The 17,576-nt window shown below is 67.2% G+C and carries 19 protein-coding genes; 11 read left to right on the forward strand and 8 right to left on the reverse strand.

The features are described 5' to 3' along the window. Positions 1 to 89: 89 nt before the first annotated feature. Positions 90 to 302: a hypothetical protein gene (locus tag AC07VX_RS26425; protein WP_493167782.1), complete on the reverse strand. Its 213-nt coding sequence runs from the start codon at positions 300 to 302 to the stop codon at positions 90 to 92. A gap of 205 nt (positions 303 to 507) precedes the next feature. Between AC07VX_RS26425 and AC07VX_RS26430 the strand changes: the two genes are divergently transcribed. Continuing rightward, complete coding sequence (locus tag AC07VX_RS26430; protein ID WP_493167783.1) at positions 508 to 1,389, forward strand: hypothetical protein; 882 nt, start codon at positions 508 to 510, stop codon at positions 1,387 to 1,389. 209 nt (positions 1,390 to 1,598) lie between these two features. Here AC07VX_RS26430 and AC07VX_RS26435 read toward each other — a convergent pair whose 3' ends face one another. From AC07VX_RS26435 to AC07VX_RS26450, 4 genes are all read right to left on the reverse strand, one after another. Next, complete coding sequence (locus AC07VX_RS26435; RefSeq protein ID WP_493167784.1) at positions 1,599 to 1,796, reverse strand: hypothetical protein; 198 nt, start codon at positions 1,794 to 1,796, stop codon at positions 1,599 to 1,601. Positions 1,797 to 2,017: 221 nt separating this feature from the next. Continuing rightward, on the reverse strand, positions 2,018 to 3,511 hold the full coding sequence (locus AC07VX_RS26440) for a tripartite tricarboxylate transporter permease (RefSeq protein ID WP_493167785.1): 1,494 nt from the start codon (positions 3,509 to 3,511) through the stop codon (positions 2,018 to 2,020). Positions 3,512 to 3,524: 13 nt separating this feature from the next. Continuing rightward, the gene (locus AC07VX_RS26445; RefSeq protein ID WP_493167786.1) at positions 3,525 to 4,019 is read right to left on the reverse strand and encodes a tripartite tricarboxylate transporter TctB family protein; all 495 of its coding nucleotides are present in this window, start codon (positions 4,017 to 4,019) and stop codon (positions 3,525 to 3,527) included. A gap of 7 nt (positions 4,020 to 4,026) precedes the next feature. Then, on the reverse strand, positions 4,027 to 4,989 hold the full coding sequence (locus AC07VX_RS26450) for a Bug family tripartite tricarboxylate transporter substrate binding protein (RefSeq protein WP_493167787.1): 963 nt from the start codon (positions 4,987 to 4,989) through the stop codon (positions 4,027 to 4,029). 128 nt (positions 4,990 to 5,117) lie between these two features. Here AC07VX_RS26450 and AC07VX_RS26455 point away from each other — a divergent pair, with 128 nt between their 5' ends. The 5 genes from AC07VX_RS26455 (at position 5,118) to AC07VX_RS26475 (ending at position 10,454) form a co-directional block, all read left to right on the forward strand. After that, a complete protein-coding gene (locus AC07VX_RS26455; protein ID WP_493167788.1) occupies positions 5,118 to 5,801 on the forward strand; it encodes a response regulator transcription factor in 684 nt (227 codons plus the stop codon). Then, a complete protein-coding gene (locus tag AC07VX_RS26460; RefSeq protein ID WP_493167789.1) occupies positions 5,794 to 7,251 on the forward strand; it encodes a sensor histidine kinase in 1,458 nt (485 codons plus the stop codon). The genes AC07VX_RS26455 and AC07VX_RS26460 overlap by 8 nt, the downstream gene beginning before the upstream one ends. A gap of 63 nt (positions 7,252 to 7,314) precedes the next feature. After that, a complete protein-coding gene (phaR, locus tag AC07VX_RS26465; protein WP_493167790.1) occupies positions 7,315 to 7,842 on the forward strand; it encodes a polyhydroxyalkanoate synthesis repressor PhaR in 528 nt (175 codons plus the stop codon). Between the two features lie 30 nt (positions 7,843 to 7,872). Continuing rightward, entirely contained in the window at positions 7,873 to 9,258 is a 1,386-nt protein-coding gene (gene rimO / locus AC07VX_RS26470) for a 30S ribosomal protein S12 methylthiotransferase RimO (protein ID WP_493167791.1), read from the forward strand. Then, positions 9,258 to 10,454: a PLP-dependent transferase gene (locus AC07VX_RS26475; protein ID WP_493167792.1), complete on the forward strand. Its 1,197-nt coding sequence runs from the start codon at positions 9,258 to 9,260 to the stop codon at positions 10,452 to 10,454. The genes rimO and AC07VX_RS26475 overlap by 1 nt, the downstream gene beginning before the upstream one ends. On the opposite strand, the gene AC07VX_RS26480 is transcribed toward AC07VX_RS26475, so the two are convergent. Next, positions 10,447 to 10,884: a hypothetical protein gene (locus AC07VX_RS26480; RefSeq protein ID WP_493167793.1), complete on the reverse strand. Its 438-nt coding sequence runs from the start codon at positions 10,882 to 10,884 to the stop codon at positions 10,447 to 10,449. The genes AC07VX_RS26475 and AC07VX_RS26480 overlap by 8 nt on opposite strands. Before the next feature lie 229 nt (positions 10,885 to 11,113). After that, positions 11,114 to 11,575, reverse strand: coding sequence for an SsrA-binding protein SmpB (gene smpB / locus AC07VX_RS26485; RefSeq protein ID WP_493167794.1), 462 nt, complete (start codon positions 11,573 to 11,575; stop codon positions 11,114 to 11,116). Between the two features lie 47 nt (positions 11,576 to 11,622). On the opposite strand from smpB, the gene AC07VX_RS26490 reads away from it, so the two are divergent. Both AC07VX_RS26490 and AC07VX_RS26495 read left to right on the forward strand, forming a co-directional pair. Further along, complete coding sequence (locus AC07VX_RS26490) at positions 11,623 to 12,081, forward strand: type II toxin-antitoxin system RatA family toxin (RefSeq protein WP_493167795.1); 459 nt, start codon at positions 11,623 to 11,625, stop codon at positions 12,079 to 12,081. Then, entirely contained in the window at positions 12,071 to 12,391 is a 321-nt protein-coding gene (locus AC07VX_RS26495) for an RnfH family protein (RefSeq protein WP_493167796.1), read from the forward strand. The genes AC07VX_RS26490 and AC07VX_RS26495 overlap by 11 nt, the downstream gene beginning before the upstream one ends. A gap of 1 nt (position 12,392) precedes the next feature. Here AC07VX_RS26495 and AC07VX_RS26500 read toward each other — a convergent pair whose 3' ends face one another. Further along, positions 12,393 to 12,896, reverse strand: a complete 504-nt coding sequence (locus tag AC07VX_RS26500) for a DUF4124 domain-containing protein (RefSeq protein WP_493167797.1) — start codon at positions 12,894 to 12,896, stop codon at positions 12,393 to 12,395. 59 nt (positions 12,897 to 12,955) lie between these two features. Between AC07VX_RS26500 and guaB the strand changes: the two genes are divergently transcribed. The 3 genes from guaB to guaA are packed head-to-tail and all read left to right on the forward strand — an operon-like array spanning position 12,956 to position 17,342. Then, positions 12,956 to 14,425, forward strand: coding sequence for an IMP dehydrogenase (gene guaB, locus AC07VX_RS26505; protein ID WP_493167798.1), 1,470 nt, complete (start codon positions 12,956 to 12,958; stop codon positions 14,423 to 14,425). 60 nt (positions 14,426 to 14,485) lie between these two features. Beyond that, positions 14,486 to 15,724 carry an MFS transporter gene (locus tag AC07VX_RS26510; protein WP_493167799.1) on the forward strand — a complete coding sequence of 413 codons (1,239 nt, stop codon included), beginning with the start codon at positions 14,486 to 14,488 and terminating at the stop codon, positions 15,722 to 15,724. Between the two features lie 10 nt (positions 15,725 to 15,734). After that, entirely contained in the window at positions 15,735 to 17,342 is a 1,608-nt protein-coding gene (guaA, locus tag AC07VX_RS26515) for a glutamine-hydrolyzing GMP synthase (RefSeq protein ID WP_493167800.1), read from the forward strand. Positions 17,343 to 17,576: the final 234 nt, after the last annotated feature.

Genomic DNA, 17,576 nt, shown 5'->3' on the forward strand with positions numbered 1-17,576 from the left:
TTGCCTTCGTCACTTCCGTTCTCCTTGCCTGAATTCAACCACTCAGCAAGGGATCCGGTTTTCGGGGGCAAGGTCAGGTGTAAGGGTCGTTAGCGACCGCGCCCTTGCTTGAACGCATCGGCGGCCGACGCCGCCGCACGCTCCATCTTGCCCGCGACCACGCCCGCTGTGCGCGCGGCGCCGGTGATGCTGCGGCCTTTGAGCCACCGCCATGATGCGCGCACGACGCGCACGAAGGCGAAGAACAGGTACACCATCAGGATGACGGCGATGCCACGGGTCATGAGGTCGGCGATCTCCATGCGCCGGATGCTAGCGCAGGGATAGGCGGTAGACCAAGGGGCTGTTCGCGGCTGGCTCAAGTGCCGGGGCCAGCCTGCCTTCATCAGCGCCTAGATTTCCGTATGGCTGGAGGCCGGGTAGGGACGTCATGCCGGCGTCCACTGTTTCGAGGATGTGATGCCGCGGTTGCTCAGCTAGCGTCCACCGTCTGTCAAGGAGCACCGCATGTTCAAGGCGCTAGGGCGATGGATCCATTTGGTGGCGGCGATTTGCGCGGTGGACGCAAGCGCCCAAGTGGGAACAGGCACCTACTTCAGCGAGTTCGACGCGCCCGGCGGAGGAGGCTATTTGGTGACGGGCGATTTCGGCCAACCTGGGCCGCCAATTCCTTCATTTAGCTTCGTCCAGTTCTATGAGTCAGTCTGGAAGGGGGAGTGGCCTTACGAAGTCGTGTTGACCGCAGGTGGCGGCTTCTGGCAACGGGCTGCGCCGGGATCGAATGGACAGGTGGCGGCTTGGAGTTCGTTGAGCGGAGTTGCTTCGGCGACGGTTTCATCCATGCGAATCAGCGACAGCGGCTTGCCCCTGTCTCGCTTTGAGACTTATCTCGGCTCAAGGGACATCATCGAGTTCAATTCCACTGCTCCCACGGTGGACGTCACCTTTCACTACCGATTTGTAACGACGAACCTTGCTGCGCAAGTTGGCAGAGGTGGCTACTTGGAGGTTTTCACGGGCCTGGATCAATCGAACGTTGGCACCCGACATGCTTGGCTGGGCGGAAGTTGGAACAACGGCCAAGTTGAGTACGTCCAGTCTGCGGTAAACGGCGTGGAGTCGGTCACCGTATCGCTGCCTACTAACGTGCCCATCTGGTTGCTCAGCACGCTGAGCGCAAGCCATAGCCAATCCGCCGCAGGGTTTGGCTCGTTCGAAGTTGAATCGGGCTTGTTGGGCATCGAGATCAACGGCGCCGCTACGCTGCGGACAGCATCAGGGCTTTCGTATGCGCTCGCGCCCGTTGATGAACTGCCGGTGACAGTGCTGCTCGCCGTCGGCCTGATCGGGCTGGCCGTTCGCAGGCGGTGGCCGAACTCCCTACGCTGAAATGGAGGCCGTTTGGCGAGCACAGGCAGGCTCGCCAAGAAGGCCAGTGGCCGACAGTTTTCCCAAAATCGAGCAATGAAATCAGAGGGGAACGAACTTGTCCCGCGTACACCCCGAAATTGCCGATGAACCGAGGCGCCCTAAAGCGCATTTGGTTGAACGCGGTTCCAGTGCGCTGCCCCCTTCAGCCGGGCAGCGACATCGAACCTTTAGATCTGGACGGCCGCCGCCAGGGTAGGGACGACCTCAGCGGTATTCCGCAACCGGCCTGCCTCCATGGCGGCTTCGACTATCCGGCCCCAGGCCGCCGCATCCTGCTTCAGCGTGAAGGTCTTTGCGACGGGCTTGTAGCCGTCACGCCGGACGCGGACCAGGAACCGACCATTTCGATTTGTGATGCTTGCCATGAGTGCTCCATAAGTTGGAACACTGCTGGTCACACGGCCTTGGTCGCCGCCAAATTTCTCAATGGATGCAATGGCTTACGAGGTCAATTCACCACCTTGACGTGGTGGGTGTCGTTGGTTCGAATCCAATCGCGCCTACCAAATTCTGAAGTTGGGAAGCCCCCGAGTCGCAAGACCCGGGGGCATTCTTTGTCCGGTCGCGGCGGCCGGATGGCGATGCACTAACGGCGGCGCACGCCGTACCAGCGCCACAGCCTGGGCAGCGCCAGCACGGCCACCAGCAACGCCAGCAGGCCCAGCGACAGCGGCCTCTCGACGAACACGCTCCAGTGCCCGCTGCCGATGGACAGCGCGTTGCGCCCCTGTGCCTCGGCGAGCGGCCCGAGGATCATGCCCACGACGACCGGCGCCGTCGGGAAGTCGAAGCGACGCATGACGACGCCCATCAGGCCCAGCCCCAGCATCAGCATGAGATCGAAGGCGCTTTGGCGCATGCCATAGACGCCCACGGTCGCGAAGATCAGGATGCCGGCGTACAGCTGGGGCTTGGGAATCTTCAGCAGCTTCACCCACAGGCCCACCAGCGGCAGGTTCAGCACCAGCAGCATGACGTTGCCGATGTAGAGCGAGGCAATCAGCGCCCAGACCAGGGACGACGAGGTCGTGAACAGCTGTGGGCCGGCCTGGATGCCGTAGTTCTGCAGCGCGCTGAGCAGGATGGCCGCCGTGACCGAGGTCGGTATGCCCAGCGTCAGCAGCGGCACGAGGGTGGCCGTCACCGCCGCGTTGTTGGCGGCCTCGGGGCCGGCCACGCCCTCGATGGCGCCGGTCGTGCCGAATTCCTGCTTGTGGTCGCTGAGCTTGCGCTCCGTCGCGTAACTGAGGAAGGTCGGGATCTCCGAGCCGCCGGCCGGGATGGTGCCGAAGGGGAAGCCGATGGCGGTGCCGCGCAGCCAGGCAGGCCAGGAGCGCTTCCACTCGGTGCGCGTCATGTGCACGCCGCTCAGCTTGTTGACCTCGGCGCTGCTGCGTCCTTCGTAGAGCGCCATGTAGAGCGTCTCGCCGACGGCGAACAGGCCCACGGCAACGAGCACTGTCTCGATGCCGTCCATGAACTCGGGCACGCCCATCGTGTAGCGCACCTGGCCGGTGATCTGGTCCAGGCCGATCAGGCCCAGGCCCAGGCCGATGAAGAGCGACGTCATGCCGCGCAGCGTGCTCTTGCCCAGCACGGCACTCACCGTCGTGAAGGCAAGCAGCATCAGCAGGAAATACTCCGGCGGGCCGAGCGTGACGGCGAAGTCGGCCACGACGGGGGCGAACAGCGTGACGAGGACGGTCGCGATGGTGCCGGCCACGAAGGAGCCGATGGCCGCCGTCGCCAGTGCCGCGCCGGCGCGCCCGCTCTTGGCCATCTTGAAGCCCTCCAGCGCCGTCACCATCGTGCCCGTCTCCCCGGGGGTGTTGAGCAGGATGGAGGTGGTGGAGCCGCCGTACATCGCGCCGTAGTAGATGCCGGCGAAGAAGATCATCGAGGCCGTAGGCTCTACCTGGGTCGTGATGGGCAGCAGCATGGCCACCGTGACGGCCGGGCCGAGACCGGGCAGCACGCCGATGGCCGTGCCGATGACGCAGCCAAGGAACGCCCACAACAGGTTGATGGGAGTGCCGGCCGTGGCGAAGCCACCCAGCAACTGGTTCCAGAGATCAATCATGGGAAGCGGGCCTCTACAGCCAACCGCTGGCCGTCAGGCCGGGCAGGTTGATGGCGAGCAGTTTCGTGAACAGCCAGAACACGGGGGCCGAGATGGCCACGCCCGTGACGAGGTCGGTCAGGCCCCGGCGCATTGCGCCACCGGTCCGGCCTTCGGCCATGCGCAGGCCGCGCACGGCCAGTGCAAAGCACAGGCCGCAGGACAGGATGAAGCCGATTGCCGTGATCAGGCTGGCGTTCGCGACGACGCCGGCCACGACCCAGGCGACCGCGCGCCAGTCTCCGTGCGCCGCGCCGGATGGCGCCTCCATCTCCCGGAATCCACCGCTGCGGGCCTCCCAGACCAGCCAGCCGCCACACACCATCAGCACGATCGAGACCAGCCAGGGCAGCGCGTTGGGGCCGACGCCGGCATAGCCGGCCTCGGAGGAGATGAAGGTGGCGCCATAGGCCATCACCGCGCCGACGAGCAGCACGCCGGCGCCCACCAGTGACTGATTGCCAACCATCGGGGCCTCAGATCATTCCGGACTTCACCATGATGGCGCGCAGCGCCGCGAACTCGCGATCGACGAACTCGTCGAACTCCGGTCCGGCCAGCAGGGCCGGCGTCCAGCCGTTCTTCTCGATGGACTCGGCCCAGCTCTTGCTCTTGGTGGCCTGCACCACCAGGTCGGTCAGGGCCTTGCGCTGCTCGGCGCTGATGCCGGGGGGCGCGTAGAGGCCGCGCCAGTTGCCGATCTCGACGGCGATGCCCAGCTCCTTCAGCGTGGGTGCGTTCAGTCCCTTGATGCGCTGGGGCGACGTGACGGCCAGCGCGCGCATCTTGCCGCTCTCCAGATAGGGCTGGAATTCGCTGAAGCCGCTGCCACCCACCGTCACGTTGCCGCCCAGGATGGCCGCCGTCGCCTCGCCGCCGCCGCGGAAGGGCACGTAGTTGATCCTGGCTGCGTCCACCCCGACGTCGCGGGCGATCATGGCTGCAGCGATGTGCTCGGTGGCGCCGCGCGAGCCGCCGCCCCACTTGACGCTGCCGGGATCCTTCTTGAGCTGGTCGATGACGTCCTTCATCGTCTTCAGCGGCGAGGCCGCGTGCACGACGAAGACGTTGTACTCGCTGATGAGCCGCGCGATGGGCGTGGCCTGCGACAGGCTCACGGGCGGCTTGCCGGTGATGATGCCGCCCAGCATGACGGCGCCCATGACCAGCAGGGCATGCGGGTCGCCCTTGCTTGCGTTGACGAACTGGGCCAGGCCCAGCGCGCCGGCCGCGCCGCCCTTGTTCTCGTACTGCACGGCGGACGCCAAGCCGGCGTCCTGCAGTGCCTTGCCGAAGGCGCGGCCCGTCGTGTCCCAGCCGCCGCCGGGGTTGGCGGGGATCATCATCTTGATGGGCACGCCTGCCGCATCGGCGGCCAGCGGCCATGCACCGGTGGCGGCGAGCGCTGCCAGGGACTTGAGGAAGGTGTCGCGACGCATGCTTGTCTCCTGTATCTGTTTTCTGCTTGTCGGGATGGTCAGCGGCCAGCCTGTCATTCCGCTGTCCGCGACTTCGGGGTAAACCTTAGGCGATCTGCCGTGCTGCACGGGTGCTAGCCTGCCGGTCCATGAAGCTGCTGGTCATCGAAGACAACATCGCCATGCAGACGACGTTGCAGCGCTCCTTTGAGCGGCGCGGGTTTCGCATTGCCGTGTGCGACGACGGCAGCAAGGCGCTGAACCGCTGGCGGGCCAGCGTGCCCGACGTCGTGCTGCTGGACCTCTCCCTGCCCGGCGTGGATGGCCTGGAGGTGCTGGCCCAAGCCCGCGCCGATGGCCTCACGACGCCTGTGATCATCCTCACCGCACGCGGCACGCTGGGGGACCGCATCCTGGGCCTGAACACAGGCGCCGATGACTACCTGCCCAAGCCTTTCGACCTCGACGAACTGGAAGCCCGCATCCGCGCGCTGCTGCGCCGCCAGGCAGGAGCGGCAGAGCACCCGCTTCCGGTGCAGGCGCCGTCGTTCTGCGGGTTGCGGGCAGACACCGGGAGCGGCGCCGTTTACCAGGGCGGCCTGCCGCTGGACCTGGCTCCGCGCGAGGCGGCACTGCTTCGTGCGCTGCTCGTGCGGCCCGGCCAGGCCATGGCCAAGGACCGGTTGTTCGAGCTTGTCTTCGCCGATGCCGCCGACGCCCAGCCGGATGCCATCGAAGTGGTGGCCTATCGCCTGCGAAAGCGTCTTGCGGGCACGGGCGTGAAGCTGGTGACACTGCGCGGCCTGGGCTATCTGCTGCAGGCGGATGACTGAGTCTGGCCTGACGCGACGCTGGGCCGGCCTGTCGATGCGGGCGCGGCTGCTCTGGGGCATCCTGCTGCCCGTGGGCCTGGTCGTGGCCATCAACACCGTGAGCCTGTACCGCGAGTCGCTGCAGGCTGCCGACACGGCCTATGACCGCACCCTGCTGGCCTCTGCCAAGGCCATTGGCGAGCTGCTGGGCGTCGAGGGCAGCGGTGACGACGCGCGCCTGGTGGCCGCCGTGCCCTACGCCGCGCTGGAGGCATTCGAGACGGACAGCCGCAGCCGGCTGTATTTCAAGGTGCTCGGCTTCAAGGGCGAAATGGTGTCGGGCTACGACGAGCTGCCAGTCTGGCAGGGCAAGCTGCCGGACCAGGGCGCCTATCCCGCCCTGGTGGATTTCTACGACGATCGCTACCAGGGGGAGCCGGTGCGCATGGCGGTGCTGGTGCAGCCGGTGTCGGGCCAGACGGGCATGGGCCTGGCCACCATCCAGGTCGCGGAAACCCTGGACCTGCGGCGCAGCCTCGCCCGCCAGATGCTGCTGCACACGCTGTGGCGCCAGGCAGCGCTGCTGGCCGTCGTTGCCATCGTCGTCTGGGCCGTGGTGCAGCGCGCCACAAGGCCGGTGCGCGAGCTCAGCGCCGCCCTGCGGGCCCGCGATGCCGACGACCTCAGCCCCCTGCAGGCCCCCGGCATGCCGGCCGAGCTGGCGCCGCTGATCGTTGCCACCAATGACGCGCTGGCCCGCCAGGCGCGGTTGCTGGAACACCAGAAGCGCTTTGTGCGCGACGCTTCCCACCAGCTGCGCACGCCGCTGGCGGTGCTGAAGGCGCAGGTGCAGTCGGCCCGCCAGGGCGACGTGGAGCCGCTGCAGGCGCTGGCGGAGATCGACACGACCGTTGCCGGCGCCACCCAGCTCGCCACGCAGATGCTGGCACTGGCCCGGGCCGAGCAGATGCGACAGCCGGGCGAGGCCATGCCGACGCAAGACTGGGCCGAGATCGTCCGCGCCGTGGCGCTGGACCTGGCGCCGCTGATCGCCCGGCAGGTGCTGGACTTCGACATCCACACCCAACCCGCCGCCGTCGACAGCCACGAATGGGCGCTGCGCGAGCTGACGCGCAACCTGCTGCACAACGCCGTCCAGCACACGCCGGCCGGCGGGCGGCTGAGCATCGATCTCGTCGTGCAAGCGGGCTGGGTGCAGCTCGTCATCGCCGACGGCGGCCCCGGGCTGACGCTTCAGCAGCAGGCCAGGCTCTTCCTGCCCTTCGCGGCCGGCGGGTCCGGCAAAGGGTCCGGCCTCGGCCTGGCCATCTGCCAGGCGCTGGTGCTGTCTCTTGGCGGCCAGATCGAGCTCGTCAACCGGCTGGAGGAGGGGCGCGTGGCCGGCCTGGATGCGCGCGTGCGGCTGCCGTTGTCGGGCGGGGCCAGGCCGGTGTTGACGAGCCCCAGGTAAACCCGTCCGAAGGCGGTGTCAGGGTCTGCCTAGAATTTGCTGCACTGCACAGGAGATTTCCGCATGGCGACTGCCCGCAAGAAAGCGGCAACGACGAACGAGCAAACCGGCGAAGCCAAGCCCGGCCTGCGCATTCTCAAGAAGTACCCCAACCGCCGCCTCTACGACACCCAGACCAGCAGCTACATCACGCTGGCCGACGTGAAGCGCATGGTGCTGGACGGCGTCGACTTCGAGGTGCACGACGCCAAGACGCAGGAAGACCTCACGCGCTCCATCCTGCTGCAGATCATCCTGGAGGAGGAGACCGGCGGCGTGCCGATGTTCTCGACCAGCTCGCTGGCCCAGATCATCCGCTTCTACGGCCACGCGATGCAGGGCGTCATGGGCGGGCTGCTGGAGCGCCAGATGCAGGCCTTCACCGACATGCAGCAACGCTTCACCGAGCAGACGCCGGGCATGCCCTTCACGCCGGAGGCCTGGACCGGCCTGATGGGAGGCTATGCCGAGCAGTCCAAGACGCTGATGAACCAGTGGCAGGAACAGCTCAAGCAGGCGGGCGTGATGTTCCCGTTCACGCCCAAAAAATAAGGTCGGCGCCACATCGCCGAAAATACGGCGATGAATGAAACGACGACCCCCTCCGTGCCGAAGATCGGCTTCGTGTCGCTTGGCTGCCCGAAGGCGCTGACGGACAGCGAGCTGATCCTCACCCAGCTCCGCGCCGAGGGCTACGAGACCTCCAAGACCTTTGCCGGCGCCGACCTGGTGATCGTCAACACCTGCGGCTTCATCGACGACGCCGTCAAGGAAAGCCTGGACACCATCGGCGAGGCCCTGGCCGAGAACGGCAAGGTCATCGTGACCGGGTGCCTGGGCGCCAAGGCTGGCCATGCCAGCAGCGACGCCGGCAGCCTGGTGCGCGAGATTCACCCCAGCGTGCTGGCCGTGACCGGTCCGCATGCGACGCAGGAGGTCATGGACGCGGTGCACACCCATGTGCCCAAGCCCCACGACCCCTTCGTCGACCTGGTGCCCAGCTTCGGCGTCAAGCTCACGCCCAGGCATTACGCCTATCTGAAGATCAGCGAAGGCTGCAACCACCGCTGCTCTTTCTGCATCATCCCCAGCATGCGTGGCGACCTGGTGTCCCGCCCCATCGGCGATGTGCTGAACGAGGCCAGGGCCCTGTTCGAGAGCGGCGTGAAGGAGCTGCTGGTCATCAGCCAGGACACCTCGGCCTATGGCGTGGACGTCAAGTACCGCATGGGCTTCTGGGACGGCAAGCCGGTCAAGACGCGCATGCTGGACCTCGTCGCCCAGCTCGGCGAGATCGCCAGGCCTTTCGGCGCCTGGGTGCGCCTGCACTACGTCTACCCCTATCCGCACGTGGACGAGGTGCTGCCGCTGATGGCCCAGGGCCTGGTGCTGCCGTATCTGGACGTGCCCTTCCAGCATTCCCACCCGGATGTGCTCAAGCGCATGAAGCGCCCCGCCAACGGCGAGAAGAACATGGAGCGCATCCTGCGCTGGCGCGAGGCCTGCCCGGAGCTGGTCATCCGCTCCACCTTCATCGCCGGCTTCCCCGGCGAGACCGAGGCCGAGTTCCAGCACCTGCTGGACTTCATGCAGGAAGCCAGGATCGACCGCGCAGGCTGCTTCGCCTATTCGCCCGTTGAAGGCGCCAGTGCCAACGACATTCCCGGCGCGCTGCCCGACGAGGTGCGCGAGGAGCGCCGTGCGCGCTTCATGGCCGTCGCCGAACAAGTCTCCGCCGACAAACTGCAGAGCCGCGTCGGCCAGACGCTGCAGGTGCTGGTGGACTCCGCGCCGGCTCTGGGCCGCAAGGGCGGGGTGGGGCGCTCCTACGCCGACGCGCCCGAGATCGACGGCACCGTGAAGATCCTGCCGCCGGAGAAGGCCAGCAAGACGATGAAGGTGGGCGACTTCGTGCGCGCCCGCGTCGTCGCGGCGGATGGCCACGATCTGGTGGCGAGCCTGGTCTGATGGTCAAGCGCGCACCCAGCACCGAGCTGATTCACCACCCCTACCGCGCCCCGGAAGGCTGGGAGGCGGTGCCCGTGCCCGTGGCCAAGGCCTCGACCGTGCTGTTCAAGGACACGGCCGACCTGCACAAGCCGCGGCCGCGCGACGGGCTGAGCTACCGCTACGGCCTGCACGGCACGCCCACCAGCTACACGCTGGCCGCGCGACTGGCGACCCTGGAGCATGCCGAGCACTGCCTGCTGGTGCCCAGCGGCCTGGCGGCGGTGACGCTGCCGTCGCTGGCCGTGCTGCGTCCGGGCGACGAGGTGCTGGTGCCGGACAACGTCTACGGCCAGAACCGCTACCTGACCGAGTCCTGGCTGCCGCAATGGGGCGTGACGCACCGCTTCTACGACCCGCTGACGGTGCCGGAGCTGCGGGACAACACCAGGCTGGTCTGGCTGGAGGCTGCAGGCTCGATCACGCTGGAGTTCCCCGACCTGCTCGGCACGATGGCCGCCTGCCGCGCGCGTGGCGTGACGACGGCGCTGGACAACACCTGGGGTGCCGGCCTGGCCTTCAACGGCTTCGAGCCGGCGCCGGCCACCCATCCGGGCCTGGGCGCCGACATCGTCATGCAGGCGCTGACCAAATACCCCAGCGGCGGCGCCGACGTGCTGATGGGCTCGGTGTGCACGCGGGATCGCCAACTGCACGACCGCCTCAACCATGCGCACGAGCACCTGGGCTACGGCCTGGGCCAGAACGACGTGGAACTGGTGCTGCGCGGCCTGCCGACTCTGCAACTGCGCTACGAAGCTCAGGACCGTGCGACGCGCCGGCTCGCGAACTGGATGGCCGGCCGGCCCGAGGTGGCGCAGGTCTTCCACCCGGCGCTGCCAGGGTCGCCAGGTCATGAGAACTGGCTTGCCGTCGGAGGGGCTGGCGCGGCCTGCCTGTTCTCGGCGGTGTTCAGGCCCGAGTACAGCGCGCGTCAGGTGGATGCCTTCGTCGACGCGCTGCAGCTCTTCGGCATCGGTTACTCCTGGGCCGGCCCGATGAGCCTGGCCGTGCCCTACGACATGAGCCGCAGCCGCAACCTGCCGCTGCCCTTCGGCAGCGGCACGCTGGTGCGCTTCGCGGTCGGCCTGGAGGACGCTGACGACCTCCGTGCCGATCTCGAGCAGGCGCTGAGCGTCTTGGCCCCGACTACTTGAACGTGATTTCCTGGAAGACCTTGTCGCCGACGATCTCGCGCACCTCGGTGCGCTTGACCATCATCTGAACCTGCTTGTCCTCGGAGCCGACAGTCTTCAGCGCGAGCGCGTCGAACTTGTCGCTGAGACCGTCGAAGGCGGCCCAGTTCTTGTATTCGACCATCAGCATCAGGTCCCAGTCGCCGTGGCCCATGGAGGAGCCCGACAGCATCTTCTCGGACACGATCAGCCCTTGCTTCTTGGCCTCGTCCATCAGCTTCTTGCGTGCCGAGGCCAGGTCGCGCATGTAGACGTCGAACATGCCGGGCTTGACCTTGATGAAGGACACGGACCAGACCGTGCCTTCCTTGTAGGGCTTGTCCTGGGCGGTGACGGGCAGGGCTGCGGCGAGCAGCAAGGTGGTTGCAAGCAGGATTTTGCGGATGCGCATTTCGGCCCCCATGCTGCCCTGTGTCGGGGTTTGCATCGCCGCCGGCAGCGAGTGGCGACGCATCGGCGCGCGCTCGCGCACCGGCAGCGATTCTTCGCCGTCAGCGCTCCGCCCCCATCCTCAATCGCTAGGACGTGGCGGCTTCCCGTCAGCCCTTGCGGCGCGTCGACGGGTGGGGCGTGTCAACCGGCCCTTTTGTGGAGAAGGGGCCGGTGAGCCGCTGCGCGTCTCAGGCCTTGCGGCCAGTTGCTGCGTGCCGCATCAACTGGCCCTTTTCCCTGTCCCAGTCGCGCTTCTTCTCGGTCTCGCGCTTGTCATGCTGGGCCTTGCCCTTGGCCAGCGCAATGTCGGCCTTCACGCGGCCGCCCTTGTAGTGCAGGTTCAACGGCACGAGGGTGAAGCCGCGCTGCTCGACCTTGCCCACAAGCCGCTTGATCTCGGCCTTGTGCATCAGCAGCTTCTTGGTGCGGTCAGCCTCTGGCGTGACGTGCGTGGAAGCGCTGCGCAGCGCATTGATGCGGCAGCCGATCAGGAACAGCTCGCCGTCCTTGATCATCACGTAGCCATCGGTCAGCTGGACCTGGCCCGCACGGATGGCCTTGATCTCCCAGCCGGACAGCACGACGCCGGCCTCGAACTGTTCCTCGATGTGGTAGTCGTAGCGGGCGCGGCGGTTCTCGGCGATGGACATGAAGTGGGATGTGAGGGCTGAGCCCCTTCTTACAATCCCGGGATTCTATGAAGCAGGTCAAAAAGTCCGTTCTGCTGTGGCACACGCCGCGCGAGATGTACGAGTTGGTGACCCAGGTGGAGCACTATCCCGAGTTCCTGCCCTGGTGCAACAAGGTCGAGGTGCTGGCCCGCGACGACGACACGGTCACGGCTCGGCTACACCTCGCCTATGCCGGCGTGCGCCACGCCTTCACGACGCGCAACCGCAACGAGGACGGCCGCAGCGTGCGCATGGAACTGGTGGACGGCCCGTTCTCGCACCTGGACGGCGTCTGGCAGTTCCTGCCGCTCAACAGGCCCGGCTCCAGTGGCGAGGCCACGGCCTGCAAGATCGCCTTCGAGTTGAGCTATGCCTTCAGCAGCGGGGCGCTGGAAGCCGTCGTGAGCCCCGTGTTCGATCGCATTGCCAACACCTTCGTCGACAGCTTCGTGCAACGCGCGGAAAGCCTCCACGGTGCGCGTTGAACTGGTCTGGAGCCCGCGCGCCGGCGACGTGCAACATCGCTGGCTGGAGTTGCAGGCGGGCGCCACCATCGAATCGGCGCTGCGCGCCTGCGACGACTTCATGGCGGCGGCGCACAGCGAGCCGCTGGAGTCGTTGCACCTGGGCATCTGGGGCCGCGTTCGGCCGCTCGCCACGCCACTGCGCGAGCGGGATCGCGTCGAGGTCTACCGAAGCTTGACCGTCGATCCCAAGGAGGCGCGGCGTCTGCGCTATGCCAAGCGAGGCGAGCGCATCGTGTCGCGGCACCGGCCGCAAGCCGGCAAGGCCTAAGTCAGCGGCACTCGCTGGTGATCAGGTCGCGTGCGCGGCTGACCTCAGCGGCGATCTGCGCCTCTTCCATGAAGACGCGCTCGCCCTTCTCGTTGGTGCGGGTCAGGCGGGTGCCGCTTTGCAGGTCGCGCAGATTGGCCTGGGCGCGGGCACAGTTCTCGCGGCGCTGGGCGGCGACGCGGCGCTCCTCTTCCTTCTGCTTGGCGGCCTCGCCGTCCTGGTCCTTCTTCTGGCGTGCGGCGGCGTCCAGTTCAGCCTTGGTGGGGGTGCTTGCCGCCGGCTTCGGAGCCGAGGCCGCGCTCGCCACCGCCCCAGGAGGCGCGACGACGATGGTCGGCTTGGCCGTGTACGGGCGCTGCAGGATGTCCTTGTCCGGCGTGCCGGGCGGAGGCGGCATGTCGCTGTACTGCACGTTGCCCTTGGCATCGCGCCACTTCCATTGAGCCTGGGCGGCAGCGGCCAGAACCAGGCCGATCAGGGCGATGAGCAGGGGTTTGAGACGCATGGGTTCAGTGTAGCGGTGCGACCTCCGTATAATGCCGCTTTGCGTCTGGAGCTTTCCTCATGCGCCTTCTCGGCAAAGCGCTCACCTTCGACGATGTGTTGTTGGTGCCAGCGTTCTCCCAGGTGTTGCCCCGCGACACCAGCCTTGCGACCCGTCTGTCGCGCAACATCCCCCTGAACCTGCCGCTGGTGTCCGCCGCCATGGATACCGTGACCGAGGCCCGCCTCGCGATCGCCATCGCGCAAGAGGGCGGCATCGGCATCGTCCACAAGAATCTCAGCGCCGAGGCCCAGGCGCGCGAGGTGGCGCGCGTCAAGCGCTACGAGAGCGGTGTCGTCCGCGAGCCGCTGACCATCAGCCCCGATGCCCCGGTGCGGGACGCCGTCGAGCTGACCCGCCTGCACGGCTTCTCGGGCTTCCCCGTCGTCGAGGGCAAGAAGGTCGTCGGCATCGTCACCGGCCGCGACCTGCGTTTCGAGACCCGCATGGACGCCAAGGTCCGCGAGATCATGACGCCGGCCGAGAAACTCATCACCGTGCGTGAAGGCGCCTCGCTGGAAGAAGCCAAGGCCCTGATGCATGCCCACAAGCTGGAGCGCGTCGTCGTCATCAACGACGCCTTCGAGCTGCGCGGCCTGATGACGGTCAAGGACATCACCAAGCAGACCAGCTTCCCCAACGCCGCGCGTGACAGCCACGGCGGCCTGCGGGTGGGTGCGGCGGTCGGTTTCGGCGACGACACCGAGCAGCGCGTCGAGCTGCTGGTCAAGGCCGGCGTCGACGCCCTCATCGTCGACACCGCCCACGGCCACAGCGCCGGCGTGCTGGAGCGCGTGCGCTGGGTCAAGCGTGCCTTCCCGCAGGTCGACGTCATCGGCGGCAACATCGCTACCGGCGCGGCCGCGTTGGCGCTGGTGGAAGCCGGCGCCGACGGCGTCAAGGTCGGCATCGGCCCCGGCTCCATCTGCACGACCCGCATCGTCGCGGGTGTCGGCGTGCCGCAGATCACCGCCATCGACAACGTCGTGACGGCCCTCAAGGGCACCGGCGTGCCGGTCATCGCCGACGGCGGCATCCGCTACTCGGGCGACGTGGCCAAGGCCATCGCGGCCGGTGCCGACACCGTCATGATGGGCGGCGCCTTCGCCGGCACCGAGGAAGCCCCCGGCGAGACCATCCTCTACCAGGGCCGCACCTTCAAGAGCTACCGCGGCATGGGCTCCATGGGCGCCATGGCCAAGGGCAGCGCTGACCGCTACTTCCAGGCCGAGACGGGCAACAACCCGAACACCTCCAAGCTCGTGCCCGAAGGCATCGAGGGCCAGGTGCCCTACAAGGGCTCGGTCGTGCAGGTCATCTTCCAGATGGCCGGCGGCCTGAAGGCGTCGATGCACTACTGCGGTTGCGGCTCCATTGCCGACATGCAGAACAAGGCCGAGTTCGTCGAGATCACGACGGCGGGCATGCGCGAGAGCCATGTCCACGATGTGCAGATCACGAAGGAAGCGCCGAACTACCGCAGCGAGTGAGCTGTTGATGGCGACAACGGGGCGACGTCAGATCGCCCCGTTTCGTTTTTCAGGATTGAGATGAGCGACGCCCAGAAACGCACCCCCGCCATGGGCTTCATCATGGCTGCGGTGCTGATCGACATGATCTCCATCGGCCTGATGGTGCCGGTGCTGCCGCACATCGTGGGTACCTTCACGCACGGCAACGACGAGCAGACCTCGGCCTTCCTGATGGTGACCATGGCCTTCGGCGTGGCCAACTTCTTCGGCTCTCCGGTGCTGGGTGCGCTGTCCGACCGCTTCGGCCGCCGCCCGGTGCTGCTGATCGGCTTCGCCGGCCTGGCGCTGAGCTTCTTTGTCACGGCCCTGGCCACGGCGCTGTGGATGCTGGTCGTCGTGCGGCTGTTCTCCGGCGCGATGCAGGCCAACATCGCCATCGCCAACGCCTACGTCGCCGACATCACCGCACCCGAGGACCGCGCGCGCCGCTTCGGCCAGCTCGGGGCCATGTTCGGCATCGGCTTCATCCTCGGGCCCGTCATTGGCGGCTGGCTGGGTCACTACGACGTGCACTGGCCCTTCTTCGCCGCAGGCACGATGGCGGTGGTGAACTGGTGCTACGGCTTCTTCGTGCTGCCCGAGTCGCTGCCCAAGGACCGCCGCAGCCCCTTCAACTGGAAGAAGGCCAACCCGGCCAGCGCGCTGCGTGGCCTGGCGGCGCTGCAGGGCGTCGGGCCGCTGGTGGCAGTCATCGCGCTGTCGTCGCTGGCCCAGTTCACGCTGCACAACACCTGGGTGCTCTACACCAAGTTCCGCTTCGGCTGGGGGCCGCTGGCCGTCAGCTGGTCGCTGGTCGTTGTCGGCATCGTCTCCGTCATCAGCCAGGGCGTGCTGCTCAGGCCGCTGCTCAAGCGCTTCAGCGCGCAGCGGCTGGCGCTGGTCAGCATGGCGTCGGCGTCCCTGGCCTACCTGGGCTTCGGCCTCGCCACCGAGGGCTGGATGATGTACGTCGTCATCGGCCTCAATCTACTCGGGGGCGTCGGCGCAGCGGCCTTGCAGAGCTTCATCTCCAACGCTGCTGGCGGCGCCCACCAGGGGCGGGCCATGGGCGCGGTCTCGTCGCTGAACAGCCTGATGGCCGTCCTCGCGCCGCTGCTGGGCCTGACGCTGCTGGCCCAGGTATCGCACCGGCCGGCGGGCGATCTCCTGATGGGTCTGCCCTTCTTCGCCTGCGCTGCGCTGCAGGCGGCGGCCCTGTTCATCACCCTCCGTTTCTTCCGTACCCAGCCGCCGGCAAAGCCTTTGCAGCCGGCTTGAAAGACGCCTTATGCAACACGACAAGGTCCTCGTCCTCGACTTCGGTTCCCAGGTCACCCAGCTCATTGCCCGCCGCGTGCGCGATGCCTCGGTGTATTGCGAAATCCACCCGAATGACGTCAGCGACGACTTCATCAAGAGCTACGCGCCCAAGGCCATCATCCTCAGCGGCAGCCATGCCTCCACCTACGAGGACCATGAGCTGCGCGCGCCGCAGGCCGTGTGGGACGCCGGCGTGCCGGTGCTTGGCATCTGCTACGGCATGCAGACCATGGCGGTGCAACTGGGCGGCAAGGTCGAGTGGAGCGATCACCGCGAATTCGGCTACGCCGAGGTGCGCGCCCACGGCCACACCAAGCTGCTCGACGGCATCCAGGACTTCGTCACGCCGGAAGGTCACGGCATGCTCAAGGTCTGGATGAGCCACGGCGACAAGGTCACAGCGCTGCCGCCGGGCTTCAAGCTTCTGGCCTCCACGCACAGCTGCCCCATCGCCGGCATGGCCGACGAGGCGCGCGGCTTCTACGCGGTGCAGTTCCATCCCGAGGTGACCCACACCCAGCAGGGCGAGGCCCTGCTGCGCCGCTTCGTACGCGACATCGCAGGCTGCAAGGGCGACTGGATCATGGGCGACTACATCGCCGAGGCGGTGGCCAAGATCCGCGAGCAGGTCGGTGACGAGGAAGTCATCCTGGGCCTGTCCGGCGGCGTCGACTCGTCGGTCGCCGCGGCCCTCATCCACCGTGCCATCGGCGACCAGCTCACCTGCGTTTTCGTCGACCACGGCCTGCTGCGCCTGAACGAGGGCGACATGGTCATGGACATGTTCGCCGGCAAGCTGCACGCCAAGGTCATCCGCGTGGACGCGAGCGATCTGTTCCTCGGCGAACTCGCCGGCGTGACCGACCCCGAGCAGAAGCGCAAGATCATCGGCCGCCTGTTCGTGGACGTGTTCAAGGCCGAGGCCGCCAAGCTCAAGGCCGGCGACGCCGGCCACAAGGGCGCGACCTTCCTGGCCCAGGGCACCATCTACCCCGACGTGGTGGAGAGTGGCGGCACCAAGACCAAGAAGGCCACGACGATCAAGAGCCACCACAATGTCGGCGGCCTGCCCGAGCAGCTCGGGCTGAAGCTGCTGGAACCGCTGCGCGAGCTGTTCAAGGACGAGGTGAGGGCGCTGGGCGTGGCCCTGGGCCTGCCGCCCGAGATGGTCTACCGCCATCCCTTCCCAGGCCCGGGCCTGGGCGTGCGCATCCTCGGCGAAGTGAAGAAGCCCTACGCCGACCTGCTGCGTCGCGCCGACGCCATCTTCATCGAAGAGCTGCGCAACGCCATCGACCCCGCCACCGGCAAGAGCTGGTACGACCTGACCTCGCAGGCCTTCGCCGTCTTCCTGCCCGTCAAGAGCGTGGGCGTCATGGGCGACGGCCGCACCTACGACTACGTCGTGGCCCTGCGCGCCGTGCAGACCAGCGACTTCATGACCGCCGACTGGGCCGAGCTGCCGTACTCGATGCTCAAGCGCACGTCGGGGCGCATCATCAACGAGGTGCGCGGCATCAACCGCGTCACCTACGACGTGTCCAGCAAGCCGCCCGCGACCATCGAGTGGGAATGATCACGCGTCTGGCATGAGCCGGCATCTGCTGGCAGGAATCGAACGTAAGCCCGCGTCATTGCGGGCTTTAATGAGATGGTCACCCCCATCTCGTGTTTGCCCCGAACACCCCGGTGACGTACGTTGCTGGGGTGTTCTTCTATGTAGCGGAGGTCACCATGGACTCTGTAACGATGGTCGGCATCGACCTGGGCAAGCACTCGTTTCACCTGCACGGCCAGGACCGCAAGGGCT

The organism is Roseateles sp. GW821-FHT03B02 (genome assembly GCF_059421025.1).

Coding starts and splice junctions, on each gene's coding strand:
- AC07VX_RS26460 (WP_493167789.1), top strand. CDS start 5,794: ATGACTGAGTCTGGCCTGACGCGACGCTGGGCCGGCCTGTCGATGCGG.
- guaB (WP_493167798.1), top strand. CDS start 12,956: ATGCGCCTTCTCGGCAAAGCGCTCACCTTCGACGATGTGTTGTTGGTG.
- AC07VX_RS26435 (WP_493167784.1), bottom strand. CDS start 1,796: ATGGCAAGCATCACAAATCGAAATGGTCGGTTCCTGGTCCGCGTCCGG.
- AC07VX_RS26445 (WP_493167786.1), bottom strand. CDS start 4,019: ATGGTTGGCAATCAGTCACTGGTGGGCGCCGGCGTGCTGCTCGTCGGC.
- rimO (WP_493167791.1), top strand. CDS start 7,873: ATGAATGAAACGACGACCCCCTCCGTGCCGAAGATCGGCTTCGTGTCG.
- AC07VX_RS26440 (WP_493167785.1), bottom strand. CDS start 3,511: ATGATTGATCTCTGGAACCAGTTGCTGGGTGGCTTCGCCACGGCCGGC.
- AC07VX_RS26480 (WP_493167793.1), bottom strand. CDS start 10,884: ATGCGCATCCGCAAAATCCTGCTTGCAACCACCTTGCTGCTCGCCGCA.
- AC07VX_RS26430 (WP_493167783.1), top strand. CDS start 508: ATGTTCAAGGCGCTAGGGCGATGGATCCATTTGGTGGCGGCGATTTGC.
- AC07VX_RS26455 (WP_493167788.1), top strand. CDS start 5,118: ATGAAGCTGCTGGTCATCGAAGACAACATCGCCATGCAGACGACGTTG.
- AC07VX_RS26425 (WP_493167782.1), bottom strand. CDS start 302: ATGGAGATCGCCGACCTCATGACCCGTGGCATCGCCGTCATCCTGATG.
- AC07VX_RS26475 (WP_493167792.1), top strand. CDS start 9,258: ATGGTCAAGCGCGCACCCAGCACCGAGCTGATTCACCACCCCTACCGC.
- AC07VX_RS26450 (WP_493167787.1), bottom strand. CDS start 4,989: ATGCGTCGCGACACCTTCCTCAAGTCCCTGGCAGCGCTCGCCGCCACC.
- AC07VX_RS26510 (WP_493167799.1), top strand. CDS start 14,486: ATGAGCGACGCCCAGAAACGCACCCCCGCCATGGGCTTCATCATGGCT.
- phaR (WP_493167790.1), top strand. CDS start 7,315: ATGGCGACTGCCCGCAAGAAAGCGGCAACGACGAACGAGCAAACCGGC.
- smpB (WP_493167794.1), bottom strand. CDS start 11,575: ATGTCCATCGCCGAGAACCGCCGCGCCCGCTACGACTACCACATCGAG.
- guaA (WP_493167800.1), top strand. CDS start 15,735: ATGCAACACGACAAGGTCCTCGTCCTCGACTTCGGTTCCCAGGTCACC.
- AC07VX_RS26500 (WP_493167797.1), bottom strand. CDS start 12,896: ATGCGTCTCAAACCCCTGCTCATCGCCCTGATCGGCCTGGTTCTGGCC.
- AC07VX_RS26490 (WP_493167795.1), top strand. CDS start 11,623: ATGAAGCAGGTCAAAAAGTCCGTTCTGCTGTGGCACACGCCGCGCGAG.